Raw genomic sequence first — 15,346 nt, forward strand, 5'->3', positions numbered from 1 at the left:
CAATCCTTTGGCATTGAAACCAAATGTGAACGAGACAGAAGTAGTAGTCCGGAGAGCCATGGTCCTACACAGGGGACCCAAATGGGTACGTGGTGACGCAGTTACCATGCAAGCCTTCCCGGCAACAGGCCGTGACAGCCAGGCCTGCTACGGGTGACTACTGTTGCCCGCAAACCATGAACTCACCTAGCATCACCCGCATGATCCCCATGAAACTTCACACACCTTTGCGTATTCTGGTTGCCGCGTTCACGGCAGTATTGCTGGCCAGTTGTGCCGCAGCGCCCGGCGCTACCGCGCCATCGCAAGCCGCTGCACCGCGGCCCAAACTCGTTGTCTTCCTGGTGGTGGACGGGCTGCCGCAGCGCCAGGTGCTGGACTATCGCGACCAGCTCGCGCCCGATGGCCTGGCACGCTTCCTTGACCGCGGCGCCTGGTTCGCCAACGCGCATTACGGCCATGCTTTCACCGTCACCGCGGCCGGCCACGCCACCATGCTCACAGGCGCTTACCCGCATCGCACCGGCATCATCGGCAACGACTGGCGCGACCCCATCACCGCAGAGCCGGTGTATTGCACGGGCGACACCACGGCCACTTACATCGGCCACCAGACCAATGCGCTCGACGGCACCAGCCCGAAGAACCTCAAGGTGGAAACGGTGGGCGACGTGCTGCGGCGGGTAGACAGCCGCTCAAAAGTGATCGGCATCTCCGGCAAAGACCGCGGCGCCATCCTGCCCGCCGGCAAAACCGGCACGGCCTATATGTACATGGGTGCCACAGGGCAGTTTGCGTCCAGCACGCACTACATGGCCGCGCATCCGGGCTGGGTCAATGCCTTTAACGGCCAGAAGCTGGCCGACCGTTACTTCAAGACCGAATGGAAAGCCCTGCTGCCCGAGGCCGCCTATGCGCGCTCTGTGCCCGACCAGCAAAAATGGTTTGGCCCCGCCGGCGGCGGTTTGCCAGCCATGTACGGCGCGCCCGACGACACGGCGCCCGGACCGCGGTTTTACAGCTCGCTGCTGCGTGGTCCTTTTGTCGATGCCATGTCGCTGGAGTTTGCCCGCGCGGCCATTGCCGGCGAGCAGCTGGGGCAAGACGACATTCCCGACATCCTGTCCGTCAGCCTGTCGGGCCACGACTACGTGAACCACGCCTACAGCGCCGAGTCACGCCTGTCGCACGACCACCTGCTGCAACTCGACCGCATGCTGCAGGCCTTCTTCCAGGACCTGGACGCCCGCGTCGGCAAGGACAACTACCTCGTCATGCTGACGGCCGACCACGGCTTCATGCCGTCACCTGACTACCTCGCCAGCCAGGGCCGTGGGGCCGGTCGCGTCAACAGCAGTCAGGTGCTGTGGCGCGTCAACACCGGCCTGGAAAAACGGTTTGGCGAAGGCAAATGGACGGCGGGGTTCTCCGGCTCCAGCTTGCTGTTCGACAAAAAACTCATCGCGCAAAAGCAGGCAGACCCGAATGCCCTGGCAGAAGAAGCCCGCACCCTGCTGCTGGCAGAGCCCGGCTTTGCTGCGGCCTATACCCGCCGCGAACTGGCAAGCGCAAGCCGTGCCGGTGCGCCATTTTTTGATCAGATCCGAAAATCCTGGCACGCCGATGTGTCGGGCGACGTGCAGTATTCACTCAAGCCCGGCTGGATGTTCGGCAACACGGTCGCCACCCATGGTTCCCCGCATCCTTATGACACGCAAGTGCCCATCCTGATGTACGGCCCGGCCTGGATAAAGCCCGGCCGCATCGATGCGCGGGTGGAAGTGGTGGACATTGCGCCCACGCTGTCACGCCTGCTGCGCATTGCGCCGCCTTCCGCGGCCGAAGGCAAGTTGTTGCCGCTACAGGGGCTGTAGGGCCCCAGGCCCGGCTTTAAAGACCAGTCGCCGGCGCTACAGCGCCCGCACGGGCACGCAGAGCCAGCAACTGAAGGTGCCGGTCTTCGGGTCCATCACGAAGTCTTCTTCATACAGCTCCAGCGCCGGCTTGTTCTCCGGCTGGTAGCCGCTTTGCGGCAGCCACTCGGCGAACATGTGCGTCCAGGCTTCGTGCACTTCGTTGCCCGGCTTGCCGGTAAAACGGCCGCAGGCATAGCGCCCGCCGCCAAAGTTTTGCACGCCTGTCTCGCCTTGCGGTTTGAAAGCCTCGTTCACCTCAATGCAGGCGTCGTAGCGGCATTTTTCGGCCGGCGTGATCTCGGGGTTGTCCTGGCTGATGCCGTACATCCTGGGGCGCGGGTTCATGTGGCCGTGCTGGCCGCACCAGGCGACAAAGCGTTGCCACAGCTGCGCCACGCCGTCGCCGTAAGGGCCGGTGTTGCGCATGTAAGCCAGGCGCATGGCAGGAATGGTCTTCAGTTCAATGTGCATGCTCAAACCTCTTTCAGATAAAACCGGCCCCACGGGCCAGAGGGTTCTATCTTTAAACAATGCCATGAGGGAGTCTTGATTCATCTTGTGATTGCCTTGATGAATCTTGCTAAGTTCACGCTGCTGGCGCGCTGCCCAGTCGCGCCAGCCGCCGCGCCGCCAGGCCGTGGGCGTTGTGCCGAAATGGGCGCGAAAGGCACGGCTGAAAACCTCGGCCGACGCAAAGCCCGTGTCGAGCGCGATTTGTAGCGCGGTCTGCGGTGAAAAAATGAGTTGCTGGGCTGCCGACTCCAGCCGCAGGCGGCGCACGCAGTCAGCCAGGGTTTCACCCGTGACCGCCTGAAACACGCGGTGAAAGTGCCAGGGCGAAAAGTGAGCCACATCGGCCAGCGCTTGCAAGTCCAGCGTGCCGGCCAGGTTGGCGCTGACGTGGTCTACCACCCGGTTGATGCGGGCGATATACGTGCGGCGGGCCGCGGGGTCAAGGCCGGGCTCCGTCATGAAAGTTCGGCCACAAACTTTTCAGCCTGCGCCAGCATGCCGCGGCGTATGGCGGTGAACACCGCCTTGGGAAAATCTGCCGGCAACTGCGCGGCCACGCGCTCCAGCGCGTACGGCACCTGCAGCACCAGCGCCACCATCTGGTCGAAGGCGCCCGGCACACCGCTTTGCCGCGCCAGCGCTTCCCAGTGGCGGGTGCGGATTTCGTGCAAATGGTAGTGCGCGTTTTTGCTGCGCAAGGCCATGGCCAGTTTGGCGCGGCGTGGGCTGATCTGGTTGGGCCCGTTGCCGATGATGGGCCAGGCCGACAGCACGTCGTACAGCGGCGTCATGCGAAAGCTGCCGCCGCGCTCCAGAAAGATCGAAAAATTCTTGGCATGGCCGTCAGTGGCGGCCATGATCCAGAAGGCCAGCTGGACCTGCGCGAAATGCAGAAGATCGGCGCGGGCATTGCTGCTTCCGCTCAGCAAGTCCAGCCCTGTGCGAATGCCTGGGCCGCCGTCGCTTTCATACTTGAGGTCACCGGGCGTCCCGGTGGCTTGGCAGAAATCCTCTTGCGGCAGGCGGGCGATCCATTGGCCGCCGTCCATCCAGCGCCTGTCAAAGCGCTCCACGATCAGCACCTTGCGCCGGCCGAAGCGGCCCATTTGTGTGGGCGCGACCTCAAACCCCAGTTCACCCAGCAGGGCGGCGCAGAGCCATTCGTTTTCCACCGAGTCCGACATGTCGGCGCGCATATTGCCGACCAGGCCCAGCGGTAGTTTGAAGATGTGCGTGGTGGGTGTAGAGCCCGACGGCAGGTGCCAACGCTGGCCAATGCGCAGCAGCGCTGTCTTTTCCTGAGCGCCGGCAATGGATATCCGGAAATCGTCCGCCAGCGAGGCGCCTTCCACACCGTCCCCGGTTACGTCACCCAGCAGCGTCTCCACCTGGCTGTCGGTCAGTGCCGTGCTGTCGATGCGGTCGTGCGGCGGTGGCCGCTGGCCCTGTGGCAGCAGCTGCAGCGCGCCCACGCAATCCCGGCCGATGGCTGCCAGCAGGTCGGCCGCGCGGATTGAAGAAGTCCCAAAGCGGCGGCGCAGCCGTTCGCGGATGCGGCTGCTGTCGGGTAACAGGTTGTCAAAGTAGTGCTCTACCTTGGGGCCCATCACATCGCCGCCCCCGGCCGGCATGGGCAGTGAAACCGACAGCGGCCGCGCATGGGGCGACTGCGGCCAGCTTTGGTCATAACGAAAACCCGGCGTGCCGGTTCGCGTCCAGAACCACAGGCCCACATGCTGGCCGTTCATCCACACGTCAAGATCGGCAAATGCCATGGGCCACCTTTTTAAACTGTTTCGTCATGCTTTCCCAAGCGCTTTCTCCGGTTACCAATCGGCTGTGGGGCTGTTCGCGGTGGGGGCGGGTGGGGTGTCAGTCTCGGCATACCGCCGCAAGTCTGCCAGCAGCAGTCGCGCGTCCAGCGCATGCAGCACCTGAAGCAACTGGTCGAGGCTCACCGCACCGGGGTTTTTTTCAATATCGGCCATGCGGACCTGCTTGACGCCTATGCGCTCACCCAACGCGGTCTGCGTCAACCCGCGTGCTTTTCGCAGCGATTTCAAATGCACTGACAGCTGTGCTGATGTCTGAACGGGAAAGGTTTGAAGCGTGCTCATGGATACCGCCTTTGAGTGATATCTGCATAATATCGTTTTTAGACAATATTGTCAAAATATCGCTCAAGGGCGATCAAATGGCCAGGCTTGTACCGTCCCCGCCAGCATCCGTGTTTTGCGAAGCCTGTGGCCTGTCAACAGTCCCTAGGTCGCCTTGCGTATCGTGCCCTGCGCCGCTGCGCACAAGGTACGCTCTTGCCCGCGCAGCACAAAAATATCGCATCGGCATACCGCCTGGGTCTTGCCACTGCCCACCACCGAGGCTACGGCCAGCAGGCGGTCGGCATCCTTGGCCGGCCGCAGGTAATTGATCTTGAACTCTGACGTGACAGAGTCGCCCAATACAGAGCCGCCGGCAAACGTCAGCGCGTTGTCCGCAAGATAAGACAACACACCGCCATGCACAAAGCCGTGCTGTTGCAAGAGGCCGGGCACCACAGGCACCGACAGCTCCGCGCCGCCGGGCGCAAAGGCATCCAGCTGCGCGTTCAGCATCGCGCTAAAGGGCTGTTGGCCCAGCACCTGACGGCCCCAGGCCAGCAAGTCAGCGGGCATGCTGGCTGCGCGAAAACGGCGGAGTCAAGCGCCTGCCGCCCGACACCAGCCAGCGCAGCAGGCGTATGTAGGCCGGCCAGGGCACCTGCCGTGGCTCGTTGCCCAGCGAGAGCTGCGCCTGCGACAGCACGTCTTCCACGCAAACATCGTGCAGGGGGCCAATCACCAGCGGCCACAAGAGCAGGCCAGTGCCGCGTGTGTTCATCTCAATGCGGTGCTCCAGCACGCAATGCGCAGGCGTGGCGTCCAGCACCTCAAAGCCGTGCCAGCCGTCAAACCCCGCCGGTGCGGTCAGGCGAAACCGCACCGACTGCCCCGGCGTATAGGCTTCCACCACATAGCGGATAGGCCCATGCCCACCGATGGCTCCCACGGCCAGCGGCCTGTCGAACTTCAGGCGCGGCCAGACCTTGCCGGGCCACAAGGCATCGGCCGGCGAGCCCAGCGAATCAATCAGCGCGCCCACCTGCTCCGGGCTGGCGTGCAGCAGACGTTGATGAACATTGACGACTTTCATGCAGCTACTCCTTGTTGAAATCGGGAAGGTGTTTCAGGGGGCCATGGCCATCCAGGCCGCGTGTTCCAGTGCGGCCCTCACTTTGGGTGTGACGGCCGGGGTGGGCTGGCTGACCCAGCCCTGCGTAAGCGACATCGCCGGTGAAAACATCAGCGCCATCCACAGGTGAAAAGGCATGGCCCGCATCTCGCCGGCCTCCACCTGCTGCGCCACCCAGGCCCTCAGCGTGGCAAAGGCCTGCTCATTGGCCGCGTCGATCTCGGCGCCGCCTGCCATGTCGCCGCCGCGCCGCAGCGTGTGCAGCAGCCGTGCCTGGTCGGGGTGTTGCAGCACCCACTGGATGTACGCGCGCATCAGGCCCTTGACGCCGGCCTGGGCAGAGGCCTTGCCGCTGATGGGCTGCATCAGCGCCCCATGGAAATCGCGCAGCGTGTGCGCATACAGCGCGTCGGCCAGTTGTGCCTTGGTGGGAAAGTGGTGGTACAGGCTGCCGTTGCTCACGCCCGCCTCCTGGCGAACCATGTCCATCGACGCGGCCGTGAAGCCGTGCGCCAGGAACACCTTGGTGGCGGCGTCCAGCAGGCGCTCCCGGGTGGAGAGGGCGGCAGCGGCAGGGGGTGTGGCAGAACTCATGACTAGAGTATTACTCTAGATTGATACTCTGTCAACTTCCATGCGGCTGCAGGGCAACCGGCGGCCCAGGCCGCAGGAAACCTGCGCGCAAATTGGCGACAATACAAACCAGAAAGCGAGACCCCCATGCCATTGCAATTTGCCGACCGCCTCAACAACGTTGAAACCTCCGCCATCCGCGAACTCTTCAAACTACTGGGCAAGCCCGGCATCGTCAGCTTTGCCGGCGGTTTTCCGGACCCTGCCATGTTCGACGTGGCCGGCATCCAGGAGGCCAGCAACAAGGCCCTGAATGAAGAGCCCGGCGGCACGCTGCAATACGGCGCCACCGAAGGCTACGGCCCGCTGCGCGAACAGCTCGCCGCCTTCATGGCCACCAAGGGCGCCAAAGACGTCGCCCCCGAAAACCTCATCGTTACCACCGGCAGCCAGCAGGCGCTTGATTTGCTCGGCAAAACCATGATCTCCCCCGGCGACAAGGTCATCGTCGAAGGTCCCACCTTCCTGGCCACCATTCAGTGCTTTCGCCTCTACGGCGCAGAACTCATCAGCGCACCGATTGATGCCAACGGCGTCAAGACCGACGAGCTCGAACAACTCATCGCCCAGCACAAGCCCAAGTTTGTCTACCTGATTCCCACTTTCGGCAACCCCAGCGGCGCGCTGCTCAGCCTGGAGCGCCGCAAGAAGGTGCTGGAGATGGCCGTCAAATACCAGACCCTGATCGTCGAAGACGACCCGTATGGCGACCTCTACTTCGGCGAGGCACCACCCCCCTCACTGCTGGCCCTGAGTGCCGGCGTGCCCGGCAGCCGCGAGCTGCTGGCGCACTGCGGTTCACTCAGCAAGGTGCTGAGCCCCGGCCTGCGCGTGGGCTGGATGATCGCCCCCGCCGAACTGCTGGCCAAAGCCACCATGTGCAAACAGTTCAGCGACGCCCACACCAGCACCTTCGCCCAGGCCACCGCTGCCCAATACCTCAAGGCCGGCCGCATGCCCGCCACGCTGACCCATGTGCGCAAGGTGTACGGCGAGCGCGCCAACGCCATGGGCGCAGCGCTCAAGCGCGAGCTCGGCGACGCGATTGAATTCACCCAGCCGCAAGGCGGCTTGTTCTTCTGGGCACGCCTGACGGGCGCGGGCGGCAAAAGCAAAGACGCCGGCGAGTTCGCCAAAAAAGCCATTGAGCAGCTCGTGGCCTTTGTGCCCGGCGCGCCGTTCTACGCCAGCAACCCGGACCTGGCCACGCTGCGGCTGAGCTTTGCCACCGCGGATGTGGCGAAGATTGAAGAGGGTGTGGGGCGGTTGGGCAAGGCGCTTTGATGAGATAGCCTGAGGTCAGCTGGGTGGGTTGGGCGGGGTAGATAAGCAAAAAATAGATAAGCGGTGGAGGGGAAAAATGCGCTTCGTTAAAACATGGGCTTTGGTTTTTTTGCTTGCGGGCCAAAGCGGCTTCGTATGGGCGGGGGATGCGGTTCGGGCTTTCGCTTCGGAACTGATGCTTCATGAAAGCAAGCAGGTGATGCAGCCAGACCGCCCGCTGAAATATTCAGATCCGGAGGGTGGTGCCGCGTTGCGCGCATTGCTGGCGCCTGCAAGGGCCAAAGTCGTCATGGACGACTATTTTGTGGAATTTCCAAAAAGTATTGGCCAGCCGGACATTCCGAAACTGATCGGGCCTCTCGTCAAGCGCTATGAGAAAGCTTTCAATGCAGACCCCCGCGCTTATGAAGAGGAATACCTCGATGCCTTGAACTGGATGGTCATTCCTATCGAAGGCGCCAGCAAGGCAGCCTCCACAAACATGAAAGAAAACGCGGCAGCAGGCGGACCCGATGCGGAAGCCGCGCAAAAAATTCTTGAGACATTGCAAGGTCTTTCAGACAGCATGATGAAACTTGTTGCGCAAAGCATCAGGGACAAGGCCAACAGCGGCGTCTATAGCCCAGCGGGCAAAGCGCGTGCACTTTCCATGGCTGACCGTGTGGTTGCCACCCTGCGACCTGCGCCGCCAGCGCAAGCCCGATTCGCCCAGCAGGCACCCGCCGCGGCAGTGAGCCCCCGGGACATCGAAGAACGCTTTTCGCGCCAGTCGCTCTTGGCCCCAGATGCGCTGGAACAGTTGCAGCGCTGCAATGCTGGTGTTCCGCGGCAACGCTATGAGGAACTCGTTGAAAACACCCAAAAGGGCAAAACCGTCACCGGCTTTATGGGGCAGGCGGGCGCCTCTAAGCTGGTGGGAATCGCGGACCAGTTCTGGACCTGCATCGGCTTCAGCCCTGCCGGGCATGCCATCTTGCCGGTGGAAGTCTTGCGCAACACGGTCGTGACGGTCGGCGCCACCCGCGCCGGCCTTGTCAATTGGCGGCGCCAGTTGTTGGCGGAACTGGCCACTTACGGAAAAGCCCAGGGCCTGATTGAGCTGCGCAGCGGCAACGCCTACGCGGTGTCCTATACGCTGACTCGCGATGGCGGGGTGACCTTGTCCTACGACTCCTCGCTGTTGAAGCCAGGCAGCTACAACAGGGCCGACTACAGGGCCGTGATTTCAGAGCCGCCCATTAGCAACGTGATGACCCGCTACGTTGGGGAAAGCAAGACAAAAAGCGGCGCCACGCTTCTGGCTCCGCTGGCGCGTGCGCCGCTCACCAGCGACGGCTACATCCCGATCGTCGGAACCGCGGCTACCGCAGCGGCCAACTTTGCAGGCAGCGTATGGAAGTCGGAGGCGTTGCAGGTGCCGGGAAACATACTCCGCCTGAACCCGGACGGCGTTGCCATTTACCAGATGCCCAGGTCGTCAGACACCGGCCAGTGGAAGGTGGCTGGCAACGTCTTGCAGGTGTCTTTGAAATCTGATGTTCATTACTCGCTTGCACTCACCGAAGACGGCCGGTTTTTGCAAGGAGAGCTTCGCCGGCAAGAGCTCCCACGGCCCGTCCACATACCCGGTGTCCCTGTGATTCCCCAGGATGATGATTTCGATCCCGAACTGCGCTTCAAGATATCGCGGCTGCACCGCGAGTCTGATACCGAACAAGAAAAAGTCGTTACCGCCAGGCGAGATGCGGCAAAGCAATCTGCCGGCCTTGCTGTGCAAAAGCTGGTTGCCAGGGCCGAAGAGCAAAAGACGCAGATACTGGCCGAAACCTCCGAGCAAGAGGCCAAAGAGCAGGCCTTCGAAACCGCCCGCAGTGGCAAGCCAGAAAACACATGGCGAGTGTGTTCTGGCTCTCTGTATTCCGACCTCCTGACTGCGAAGTTCACCTCCGCGGCGACGGCTGCAGAATTTTCCGGCAAAAGCGTCGGTGAGATTTGCTATGCATGGCTGGGCACGCGCAAAGAGTGGAAGGCCACCATTCTTCAGCAGGGGTGCAACGGCCGTTGCGCGATGCAGTGAGGGGTGCATGACGTACAACTGGCACAGTACAGCTCGCAGTACAACCAGTGCGCGCCGCGCCCGCATAGGCGTAACACACACGCGCTTTCGCACTTTGGCCGAGTCCTTTGCGAGTACCTGTATCCGCGGGCGGTGTCGCACGATAGATCGACTAATTAAAAAAGGCGCTTGTGAGTGACTACCAGCCGGATTCTTTCACCAACCCCGGGCCACAAGGCGGCGGTATGAACGCAGACGCTTACCCCGCGCCACCCCAATTGCATTGGGCTTTGGTGCTGCTGTTTACGCTCCTCACGCTTGGGGTCTTCATGATCGTCTGGATGTTCGTCCAATCCACCTGGGTGCGAAAAATCAATCCGGCGTCGAATGCGACCACCCAATTCGTCATTTATGTCCCGCTGGCCATCTTTGCCCAGATACTGTTTGAAGGCTCAGACAACCTCAAGGGGGTTGGTTTTCTCTTGATGCTCGTGTCGTATGTGATTTTCTATTTCGGGGCTTATTCCATCCGAAGGTCCATGCTGAACCACTACAACAGCGTTGAACCCATGCAGCTTGAGCTTTCAGCGGCCATGACTTTCCTCTTCAGCACCTTCTATTTGCAGTACCACATGACCCGTATTGCGCAATGGAAAGCCGCTTCCAAGTTGGCCATATAGCAGCTCCCGGGCCTGTTTACCTTCATGACTTCTGCCGCCGCGCACAGCGCTTCCCACGCCAGCATTTCCCCCGCCGTCCGGCGCTCCATCCTTCTTCTTTCATTTGGCACCTTTGCCAGCATGATGGCCCAGCGCATTTGCGACGCCATGCTGCCCGAGCTGTCGCGCGTGTTTGCCGTCAGCCTGGCCCAGGCCGCACAGGTCGTGTCGATATTTGCCATGACGTATGGCGCGTCGCAGCTTTTTTACGGCCCGCTCGGCGACAGGCTGGGCAAGTTTCGCGTCGTCACCTTTGCCACGCTGGGCTGCAGCGTCGGCAGCCTGCTGGCCGTGTTTGCGCACAGCCTGGATGCGCTGCTGTTTGCCCGCCTGCTGATGGCGCTGGGCGCGGCGGCGCTGATTCCGCTGGGCATGGCCTGGGTGGGCGACAACGTGCCCGCCGACCAGCTGCAGGAAATGCTCACGCGCACTGGCCTGGGCAGCACGCTGGGCATTGTGTGCGGCCAGCTGATTGGCGGCCTGCTGACCGATGCTTTGGGCTGGCGCTGGGCCTTTGTTTTCATGACGGTGCTGTTTGCCGTGGTGGGCACGCTGCTGTATGTGGACCTGCGCCGCCAGAATGCCGCACAGCGCGCCGAGGGCAAAGACCCGGCCGCCGCACCAAGCCAGCCCGTGCAGCGTACCCATTTCGTCACGCAAGCGCTGGAGATCATCACCGGTCGCTGGTCACGCGTGGTGCTGATCATGGCGGTGATAGAGGGCGCCGCCGGCTTTGGCGTGCTGGCCATCTGGGCCTCGCACCTGCACCATGCCCTGGGCCTGTCGCTCTCGGTGTCAGGCGCCATCGTGGCGCTGTTTGGTCTGGGCGGCGTCGGGTACATGGCCGCAGGCCGCCCGCTGATACGCCGCTTCGGCCAGCACAGCCTGGTGATTCTGGGCGGCACGATGATCGGCGTCAGCGCCCTGGTGCTGGCCTACACCCCGCACTGGGCTCCGGCCATTCCGGCCAGCCTGGTGGGTGGGTTTGGCTTTTTCATGTTCCACAATGTCATGCAGGCCAACGCAACGCAGATGGCGCCGCATGCGCGCGGCACCGCCGTCTCGATGTTTGCTTCTTTCCTGTTCCTGGGCCAGTCGATTGGTGTGGTGCTGGCTGCCAGTTTGATTGAACGCATTGGGAGCAGCGCGGTGGTGGCGCTGGGTGGGGCGGTGATGGCGGCGGAGGGGGTTTACTTTGCCTGGGTGTTGAGAAGGCGAGACGGCAAGTCATCTCTTCAAGTCAAATAGACTCTGGAGAACTTCAATTGAAAGTATCGGATATGACCAAATCGTTTTTCAGTGCTGGAATCATCACGCTGATGGTGCTCGGTTTTACGCCTGCGGCTCATGCCCAACTAGCGGTTGCTTCAGGAAACTATGAGAACGATCTCGGCCAGTTGTATGGCGCAGCTCAATCGTTGGGAGCCATCAAAGACCTGTGCGCTGAAGAATTTCCTGAGCACAAGGCAAAAAATGAAGCCGCTTACGCCGCTTGGCGGGCAAGGGCGGCGCCCCTTCTGCAAGAAGTGGAAAGCAATATGTCGGCCATGATTGAGCGGGAGACCAAAGGTGATCGCGCGAAGGCCGACGCGGTTCGCGCGCAACTCGATCGAAGGATTGTTGACTTCAAGGCTAATCAGAGGCGCACTGTGTTTTCGAGCGACCCCGCGCGAGCCCGAGAGCGTTGCGCCGCCTATCCCGCGCTTATTACTTCTCCAACCTGGGACTTTGAGAAATCCATGGCGGGGCTGGTTGCTACCATGCGCAAAGGCCCAGTGAAGCCTTAGCGGGCGGGCTAAGAAGCGGCCTGGGCTACGTCGCCATCGCCGCCCGCTGATTCGTCGCTTCGGTCAGCATGGCCTGGTGATTCTGGGTGGCGCGCTGATCGGCATCGGCGCCCTGGTGCTGGCCTATACCCCGCACTGAGCCCCGGCCATTCCGGCCAGCCTGGTGGGTGGGTTTGGTTTTTTCATGTTCCACAACGTCATGCAGGCCAACGCAACGCAGATGGCACCGCATGCGCGCGGCACGGCCGTCTCGATGTTTGCTTCTTTCCTGTTTTTGGGCCAGTCGATTGGTGTGGTGCTGGCGGCCAGCTTGATTGACCGCATTGGGAGCAGTGCGGTGGTGGCGCTGGGTGGGGCGGTGATGGCGGTGGAGGGGGTTTACTTTGCCTGGGCGTTGCGGCGGCGTGGCTCGCCTGTTTGATCCCGAACGCCGGCTGAACTGAGTCGAAAAGATGCCTTCTTTATCGTTTCAGCTTTGCTTTTACGGCCAACAGCCACGCACGCATGAAGGCATATCGTATGGAAATGACGACCGCCGCACAAGCCACTATTTCAAGTGAAACCAACACCATGGCGTGCACTGTGTACTGCCCATAGAACTCAGGGGTAGGCCAAAAAGCAAGGTGCACCACGATGTACATCAAGCTTGTTATCAGGATAACTTGCTCTGTTTTTCGAATGTGAAGTAAAGGCGTCAAGAAGAGCGCGGCAAATGCTATGTAGGTGAGGGATGTGGTCATCTTGTGTGAGTCCACCTCGTAAAGAGTCGAGAAGACCGCATGAATGAGAAATAGAACCGTGACCACGGCGAGGCTTGCTTTGTAAATCCTGAGCATGTATTTTCGGCGCCGCTGCTTATTGAGTAGTTCTTTGAGGTCGGTATCTTATTTTCACTCAACTCAACTTCTCGCAAGCGCGAGTAAATTTGCCTTGAATTGCGTCGCATTTATACAGATTTGCATTTGCTTTGAACTTGAGTCACATTCGCACCATTACGGGAGGTTAACGATGAAGGTTCGTCTAAGTTGCGTGCTTGTTAGTGCATTGATTCTCGGGGTAGGCGGATTCGCTATCTTTACCAGCGCTGGACTGAATCTTCCAGCTCTGTTTGATCCGAAATACGCGGTGATCTGGTCGGGCGTGTCCGGTGCGGCTATAGCCGCATTCATTTCACTGTTCGGCGTAATCGCCGCAAATAGGCACAGTCTGAACCTGCTGGACAGAAGGAACGCCCATGACACGGCCGCGGCTATCGTGCAGCGCAGCCACGATGCACAACAGAAAGAGGAGGACCGTAAGGCCGCAATTCGGCGCGAGGTATACACCAACGCCGTTGAGGAGGTACATGCGGTGTTGGCGGTCCTAGGCAGTCTTCCGGAGCGGCCTTTGAGCGAGGAGTCCACTGACGTCGAGGGTCTACAACTTTTCTTGAAAGCCAATGCCAAGGTGTGGTTGGTTGCAGAAAGCGAGGCAGCTCTACTTTCACGTGAGTTAACTAGTCTAATGAGCGAGCTCTATATAAAAGCACTTCGAACCGCATATCCTCTTCGGTTCGCGATGGAACCGGTGCGGGATCTTGATCGCGAAACGGTGCATGTGGAATCGGAAATTCGGCGTCTCGCCACGCGGATGAGTGAGGTTAAGGAACGGTCCGGCAGTTTCGAGGAGCAGGAGTCCGCAGGCGAGGCGTGGGTCAAAGAAAACCAATGGCTCAAGACACTCAAAGCAGAGCGAAACCGACAAGTCAGGCTAATAGCGCCGATGCGTTTGGCGCAAGCCAAGGGACTGTTTGAGGACCTAAGGCTTGTGCAGAAAGCCATTGTGAAATTGGTAAGTGCGCTACGTAAGGAGCTTTATCTTCAGCCCGACGAAGACCGTTTTCTCGCCCAACTTTCCGATATGGAGTCACGAGCGCTTGCAGCACTAAATCGCGCCTACGGCATTGAGGCTTGACAGTACACGACCCCATTCATAAAGAGCTGGAACATGCTGAGTGAAGCCCAGTTTAGTGATATTGCTCGCGCAATAGTTCGTGGGGCTTGTGGTCTAGTTGCGTGATGAAGGAGCCGGCCACTCGGACCCGATCGCGGATACGACAACGGATGTGAAGGGGACGAAGGTGCGGGGTGCAAGGACATGGCGTTACCTTCTGCGCGCCGCTGACTCCCGATTTGGTTGCTTCGACTTCCCATCCGCGATCTCATGGGCACAGGGCCAGTGACACCCCGCAACAGTAGCGTGTAGAGCCTACGTCCGCCTTGGGAATGGGCAATTTCCCGACATCGGCAGCTCTGGGCGTAGTCCTCAAAATGCTTCCATCGTCTCGATGGAGGTCAATGCATGGAAACCAAACGACTTCGTCTGTCAGGTGGCACCGAGCTTTCTTACTTCACGGCGGGCGAGGCGTCCAGACCCGCCTTGTTGCTGTTGCACGGTACCCCGAATTCATCGCGAATGTTCCGTGAGGTCGCGCCGGCGCTGGCGCAGTCCGCTTATGTCGTCGCGCCTGACCTGCCTGGGCACGGCAAGTCTGACGTGCTGCCAGCGGTCTCGTTTGCCGCTATCGGTCAGGCGATCTCTGAACTGCTGGACCGGCTTGAGATCGGGCCGCGGTTTATTTACCTGCATGATTGGGGAACGCCGGTGGGGCTACAGATTGCGATGCAGGCGCCCGAGAAGGTCCTTGGCCTCATCATCCAGAACGCCAACGCGCACCGAACGGGGTGGGGACCGGGATGGGCTGCGCAGCTGGACTACTGGTCGCAACCGAACGCGAAAAACGAGGCGGAGGTCACCGCGCATCTGACTCTGGAGGGCACGCGTGACACGTATATCTCCGGCGTTTCACCGGAGGTGGCTGAACGGATCCCTGCCGAACATTGGGAAGAAGACTGGCGGGTGATGAACCTGCCGGGCCATATGGATACGCAGCGAGCGCTGATTGCAGACTACAAGAACTACGCCAGCCGATTCGACGCCGTCGCAAAGTACCTCGAGCGCTGGCAGCCACCTGCATTGATGGTCTGGGGGCGGCACGATATCTATTTCGATCTCGCCGAGGTGCTTTCGTGGATGCGAGCGCTGCCGAGGATGGAGGCCCATGTGCTCGACGCTGGCCACCTGCTGCTGGAGACGCATGCGGCCGCAGCTGTGCCGCTGATGCTCGACTTTATAAAGCGCACCCAAAGGAAGGCGAAGGAAGAGGGATAA

General features: G+C 61.0%; 16 protein-coding genes. 9 read left to right on the forward strand and 7 right to left on the reverse strand.

The window, feature by feature from the left end; genetic code table 11:
- The first annotated feature begins 209 nt into the window (after positions 1 to 209).
- A complete protein-coding gene (locus AC1D13_RS03990) occupies positions 210 to 1,874 on the forward strand; it encodes an alkaline phosphatase family protein (protein WP_477688972.1) in 1,665 nt (554 codons plus the stop codon).
- Positions 1,875 to 1,910: 36 nt separating this feature from the next.
- Here AC1D13_RS03990 and AC1D13_RS03995 read toward each other — a convergent pair whose 3' ends face one another.
- From AC1D13_RS03995 to AC1D13_RS04020, 6 genes are all read right to left on the reverse strand, one after another.
- Positions 1,911 to 2,888 carry an AraC family transcriptional regulator gene (locus AC1D13_RS03995; RefSeq protein WP_477688973.1) on the reverse strand — a complete coding sequence of 326 codons (978 nt, stop codon included), beginning with the start codon at positions 2,886 to 2,888 and terminating at the stop codon, positions 1,911 to 1,913.
- Positions 2,885 to 4,204 carry a type II toxin-antitoxin system HipA family toxin gene (locus AC1D13_RS04000; protein WP_477688974.1) on the reverse strand — a complete coding sequence of 440 codons (1,320 nt, stop codon included), beginning with the start codon at positions 4,202 to 4,204 and terminating at the stop codon, positions 2,885 to 2,887. The genes AC1D13_RS03995 and AC1D13_RS04000 overlap by 4 nt, the downstream gene beginning before the upstream one ends.
- Positions 4,205 to 4,255: 51 nt before the next feature.
- Positions 4,256 to 4,546, reverse strand: a complete 291-nt coding sequence (locus AC1D13_RS04005) for a helix-turn-helix domain-containing protein (protein ID WP_457278762.1) — start codon at positions 4,544 to 4,546, stop codon at positions 4,256 to 4,258.
- Positions 4,547 to 4,690: 144 nt separating this feature from the next.
- Positions 4,691 to 5,101, reverse strand: coding sequence for a PaaI family thioesterase (locus tag AC1D13_RS04010; protein WP_477688975.1), 411 nt, complete (start codon positions 5,099 to 5,101; stop codon positions 4,691 to 4,693).
- Positions 5,091 to 5,618, reverse strand: a complete 528-nt coding sequence (locus tag AC1D13_RS04015; RefSeq protein WP_457278760.1) for an SRPBCC family protein — start codon at positions 5,616 to 5,618, stop codon at positions 5,091 to 5,093. Before AC1D13_RS04015 ends, AC1D13_RS04010 begins: the two co-directional genes overlap by 11 nt.
- A gap of 33 nt (positions 5,619 to 5,651) precedes the next feature.
- Positions 5,652 to 6,251 (reverse strand): TetR/AcrR family transcriptional regulator, encoded by a 600-nt coding sequence (locus AC1D13_RS04020; protein WP_477688976.1) that lies wholly within the window; start codon positions 6,249 to 6,251, stop codon positions 5,652 to 5,654.
- Between the two features lie 132 nt (positions 6,252 to 6,383).
- On the opposite strand from AC1D13_RS04020, the gene AC1D13_RS04025 reads away from it, so the two are divergent.
- The 6 genes from AC1D13_RS04025 to AC1D13_RS04050 all read left to right on the forward strand — a co-directional run bounded on the left by AC1D13_RS04025 (position 6,384) and on the right by AC1D13_RS04050 (position 12,557).
- Positions 6,384 to 7,574, forward strand: a complete 1,191-nt coding sequence (locus tag AC1D13_RS04025) for an aminotransferase-like domain-containing protein (RefSeq protein ID WP_477689142.1) — start codon at positions 6,384 to 6,386, stop codon at positions 7,572 to 7,574.
- Between the two features lie 199 nt (positions 7,575 to 7,773).
- A complete protein-coding gene (locus AC1D13_RS04030; protein ID WP_477688977.1) occupies positions 7,774 to 9,651 on the forward strand; it encodes a hypothetical protein in 1,878 nt (625 codons plus the stop codon).
- Between the two features lie 224 nt (positions 9,652 to 9,875).
- A complete protein-coding gene (locus tag AC1D13_RS04035) occupies positions 9,876 to 10,310 on the forward strand; it encodes a hypothetical protein (protein WP_477688978.1) in 435 nt (144 codons plus the stop codon).
- Positions 10,311 to 10,334: 24 nt separating this feature from the next.
- Entirely contained in the window at positions 10,335 to 11,597 is a 1,263-nt protein-coding gene (locus AC1D13_RS04040) for an MFS transporter (RefSeq protein WP_477688979.1), read from the forward strand.
- 32 nt (positions 11,598 to 11,629) lie between these two features.
- On the forward strand, positions 11,630 to 12,136 hold the full coding sequence (locus AC1D13_RS04045) for a hypothetical protein (protein ID WP_477688980.1): 507 nt from the start codon (positions 11,630 to 11,632) through the stop codon (positions 12,134 to 12,136).
- A 184-nt stretch (positions 12,137 to 12,320) separates the two neighbouring features.
- Positions 12,321 to 12,557: a hypothetical protein gene (locus tag AC1D13_RS04050; RefSeq protein ID WP_477688981.1), complete on the forward strand. Its 237-nt coding sequence runs from the start codon at positions 12,321 to 12,323 to the stop codon at positions 12,555 to 12,557.
- Positions 12,558 to 12,597: 40 nt separating this feature from the next.
- On the opposite strand, the gene AC1D13_RS04055 is transcribed toward AC1D13_RS04050, so the two are convergent.
- On the reverse strand, positions 12,598 to 12,876 hold the full coding sequence (locus AC1D13_RS04055) for a hypothetical protein (protein ID WP_477688982.1): 279 nt from the start codon (positions 12,874 to 12,876) through the stop codon (positions 12,598 to 12,600).
- A gap of 268 nt (positions 12,877 to 13,144) precedes the next feature.
- Here AC1D13_RS04055 and AC1D13_RS04060 point away from each other — a divergent pair, with 268 nt between their 5' ends.
- Together AC1D13_RS04060 and AC1D13_RS04065 are read left to right on the forward strand one after the other, a co-directional pair.
- Positions 13,145 to 14,089: a hypothetical protein gene (locus AC1D13_RS04060; protein WP_477688983.1), complete on the forward strand. Its 945-nt coding sequence runs from the start codon at positions 13,145 to 13,147 to the stop codon at positions 14,087 to 14,089.
- Positions 14,090 to 14,476: 387 nt separating this feature from the next.
- On the forward strand, positions 14,477 to 15,346 hold the full coding sequence (locus tag AC1D13_RS04065; RefSeq protein ID WP_477688984.1) for an alpha/beta fold hydrolase: 870 nt from the start codon (positions 14,477 to 14,479) through the stop codon (positions 15,344 to 15,346).

This window comes from Polaromonas sp. P1_E12 (genome assembly GCF_056405975.1).

Coding starts and splice junctions, on each gene's coding strand:
- AC1D13_RS03990 (WP_477688972.1), top strand. CDS start 210: ATGAAACTTCACACACCTTTGCGTATTCTGGTTGCCGCGTTCACGGCA.
- AC1D13_RS03995 (WP_477688973.1), bottom strand. CDS start 2,888: ATGACGGAGCCCGGCCTTGACCCCGCGGCCCGCCGCACGTATATCGCC.
- AC1D13_RS04000 (WP_477688974.1), bottom strand. CDS start 4,204: ATGGCATTTGCCGATCTTGACGTGTGGATGAACGGCCAGCATGTGGGC.
- AC1D13_RS04005 (WP_457278762.1), bottom strand. CDS start 4,546: ATGAGCACGCTTCAAACCTTTCCCGTTCAGACATCAGCACAGCTGTCA.
- AC1D13_RS04010 (WP_477688975.1), bottom strand. CDS start 5,101: ATGCCCGCTGACTTGCTGGCCTGGGGCCGTCAGGTGCTGGGCCAACAG.
- AC1D13_RS04015 (WP_457278760.1), bottom strand. CDS start 5,618: ATGAAAGTCGTCAATGTTCATCAACGTCTGCTGCACGCCAGCCCGGAG.
- AC1D13_RS04020 (WP_477688976.1), bottom strand. CDS start 6,251: ATGAGTTCTGCCACACCCCCTGCCGCTGCCGCCCTCTCCACCCGGGAG.
- AC1D13_RS04030 (WP_477688977.1), top strand. CDS start 7,774: ATGCAGCCAGACCGCCCGCTGAAATATTCAGATCCGGAGGGTGGTGCC.
- AC1D13_RS04035 (WP_477688978.1), top strand. CDS start 9,876: ATGAACGCAGACGCTTACCCCGCGCCACCCCAATTGCATTGGGCTTTG.
- AC1D13_RS04040 (WP_477688979.1), top strand. CDS start 10,335: ATGACTTCTGCCGCCGCGCACAGCGCTTCCCACGCCAGCATTTCCCCC.
- AC1D13_RS04045 (WP_477688980.1), top strand. CDS start 11,630: ATGACCAAATCGTTTTTCAGTGCTGGAATCATCACGCTGATGGTGCTC.
- AC1D13_RS04050 (WP_477688981.1), top strand. CDS start 12,321: ATGTTCCACAACGTCATGCAGGCCAACGCAACGCAGATGGCACCGCAT.
- AC1D13_RS04055 (WP_477688982.1), bottom strand. CDS start 12,876: ATGACCACATCCCTCACCTACATAGCATTTGCCGCGCTCTTCTTGACG.
- AC1D13_RS04060 (WP_477688983.1), top strand. CDS start 13,145: ATGAAGGTTCGTCTAAGTTGCGTGCTTGTTAGTGCATTGATTCTCGGG.
- AC1D13_RS04065 (WP_477688984.1), top strand. CDS start 14,477: ATGGAAACCAAACGACTTCGTCTGTCAGGTGGCACCGAGCTTTCTTAC.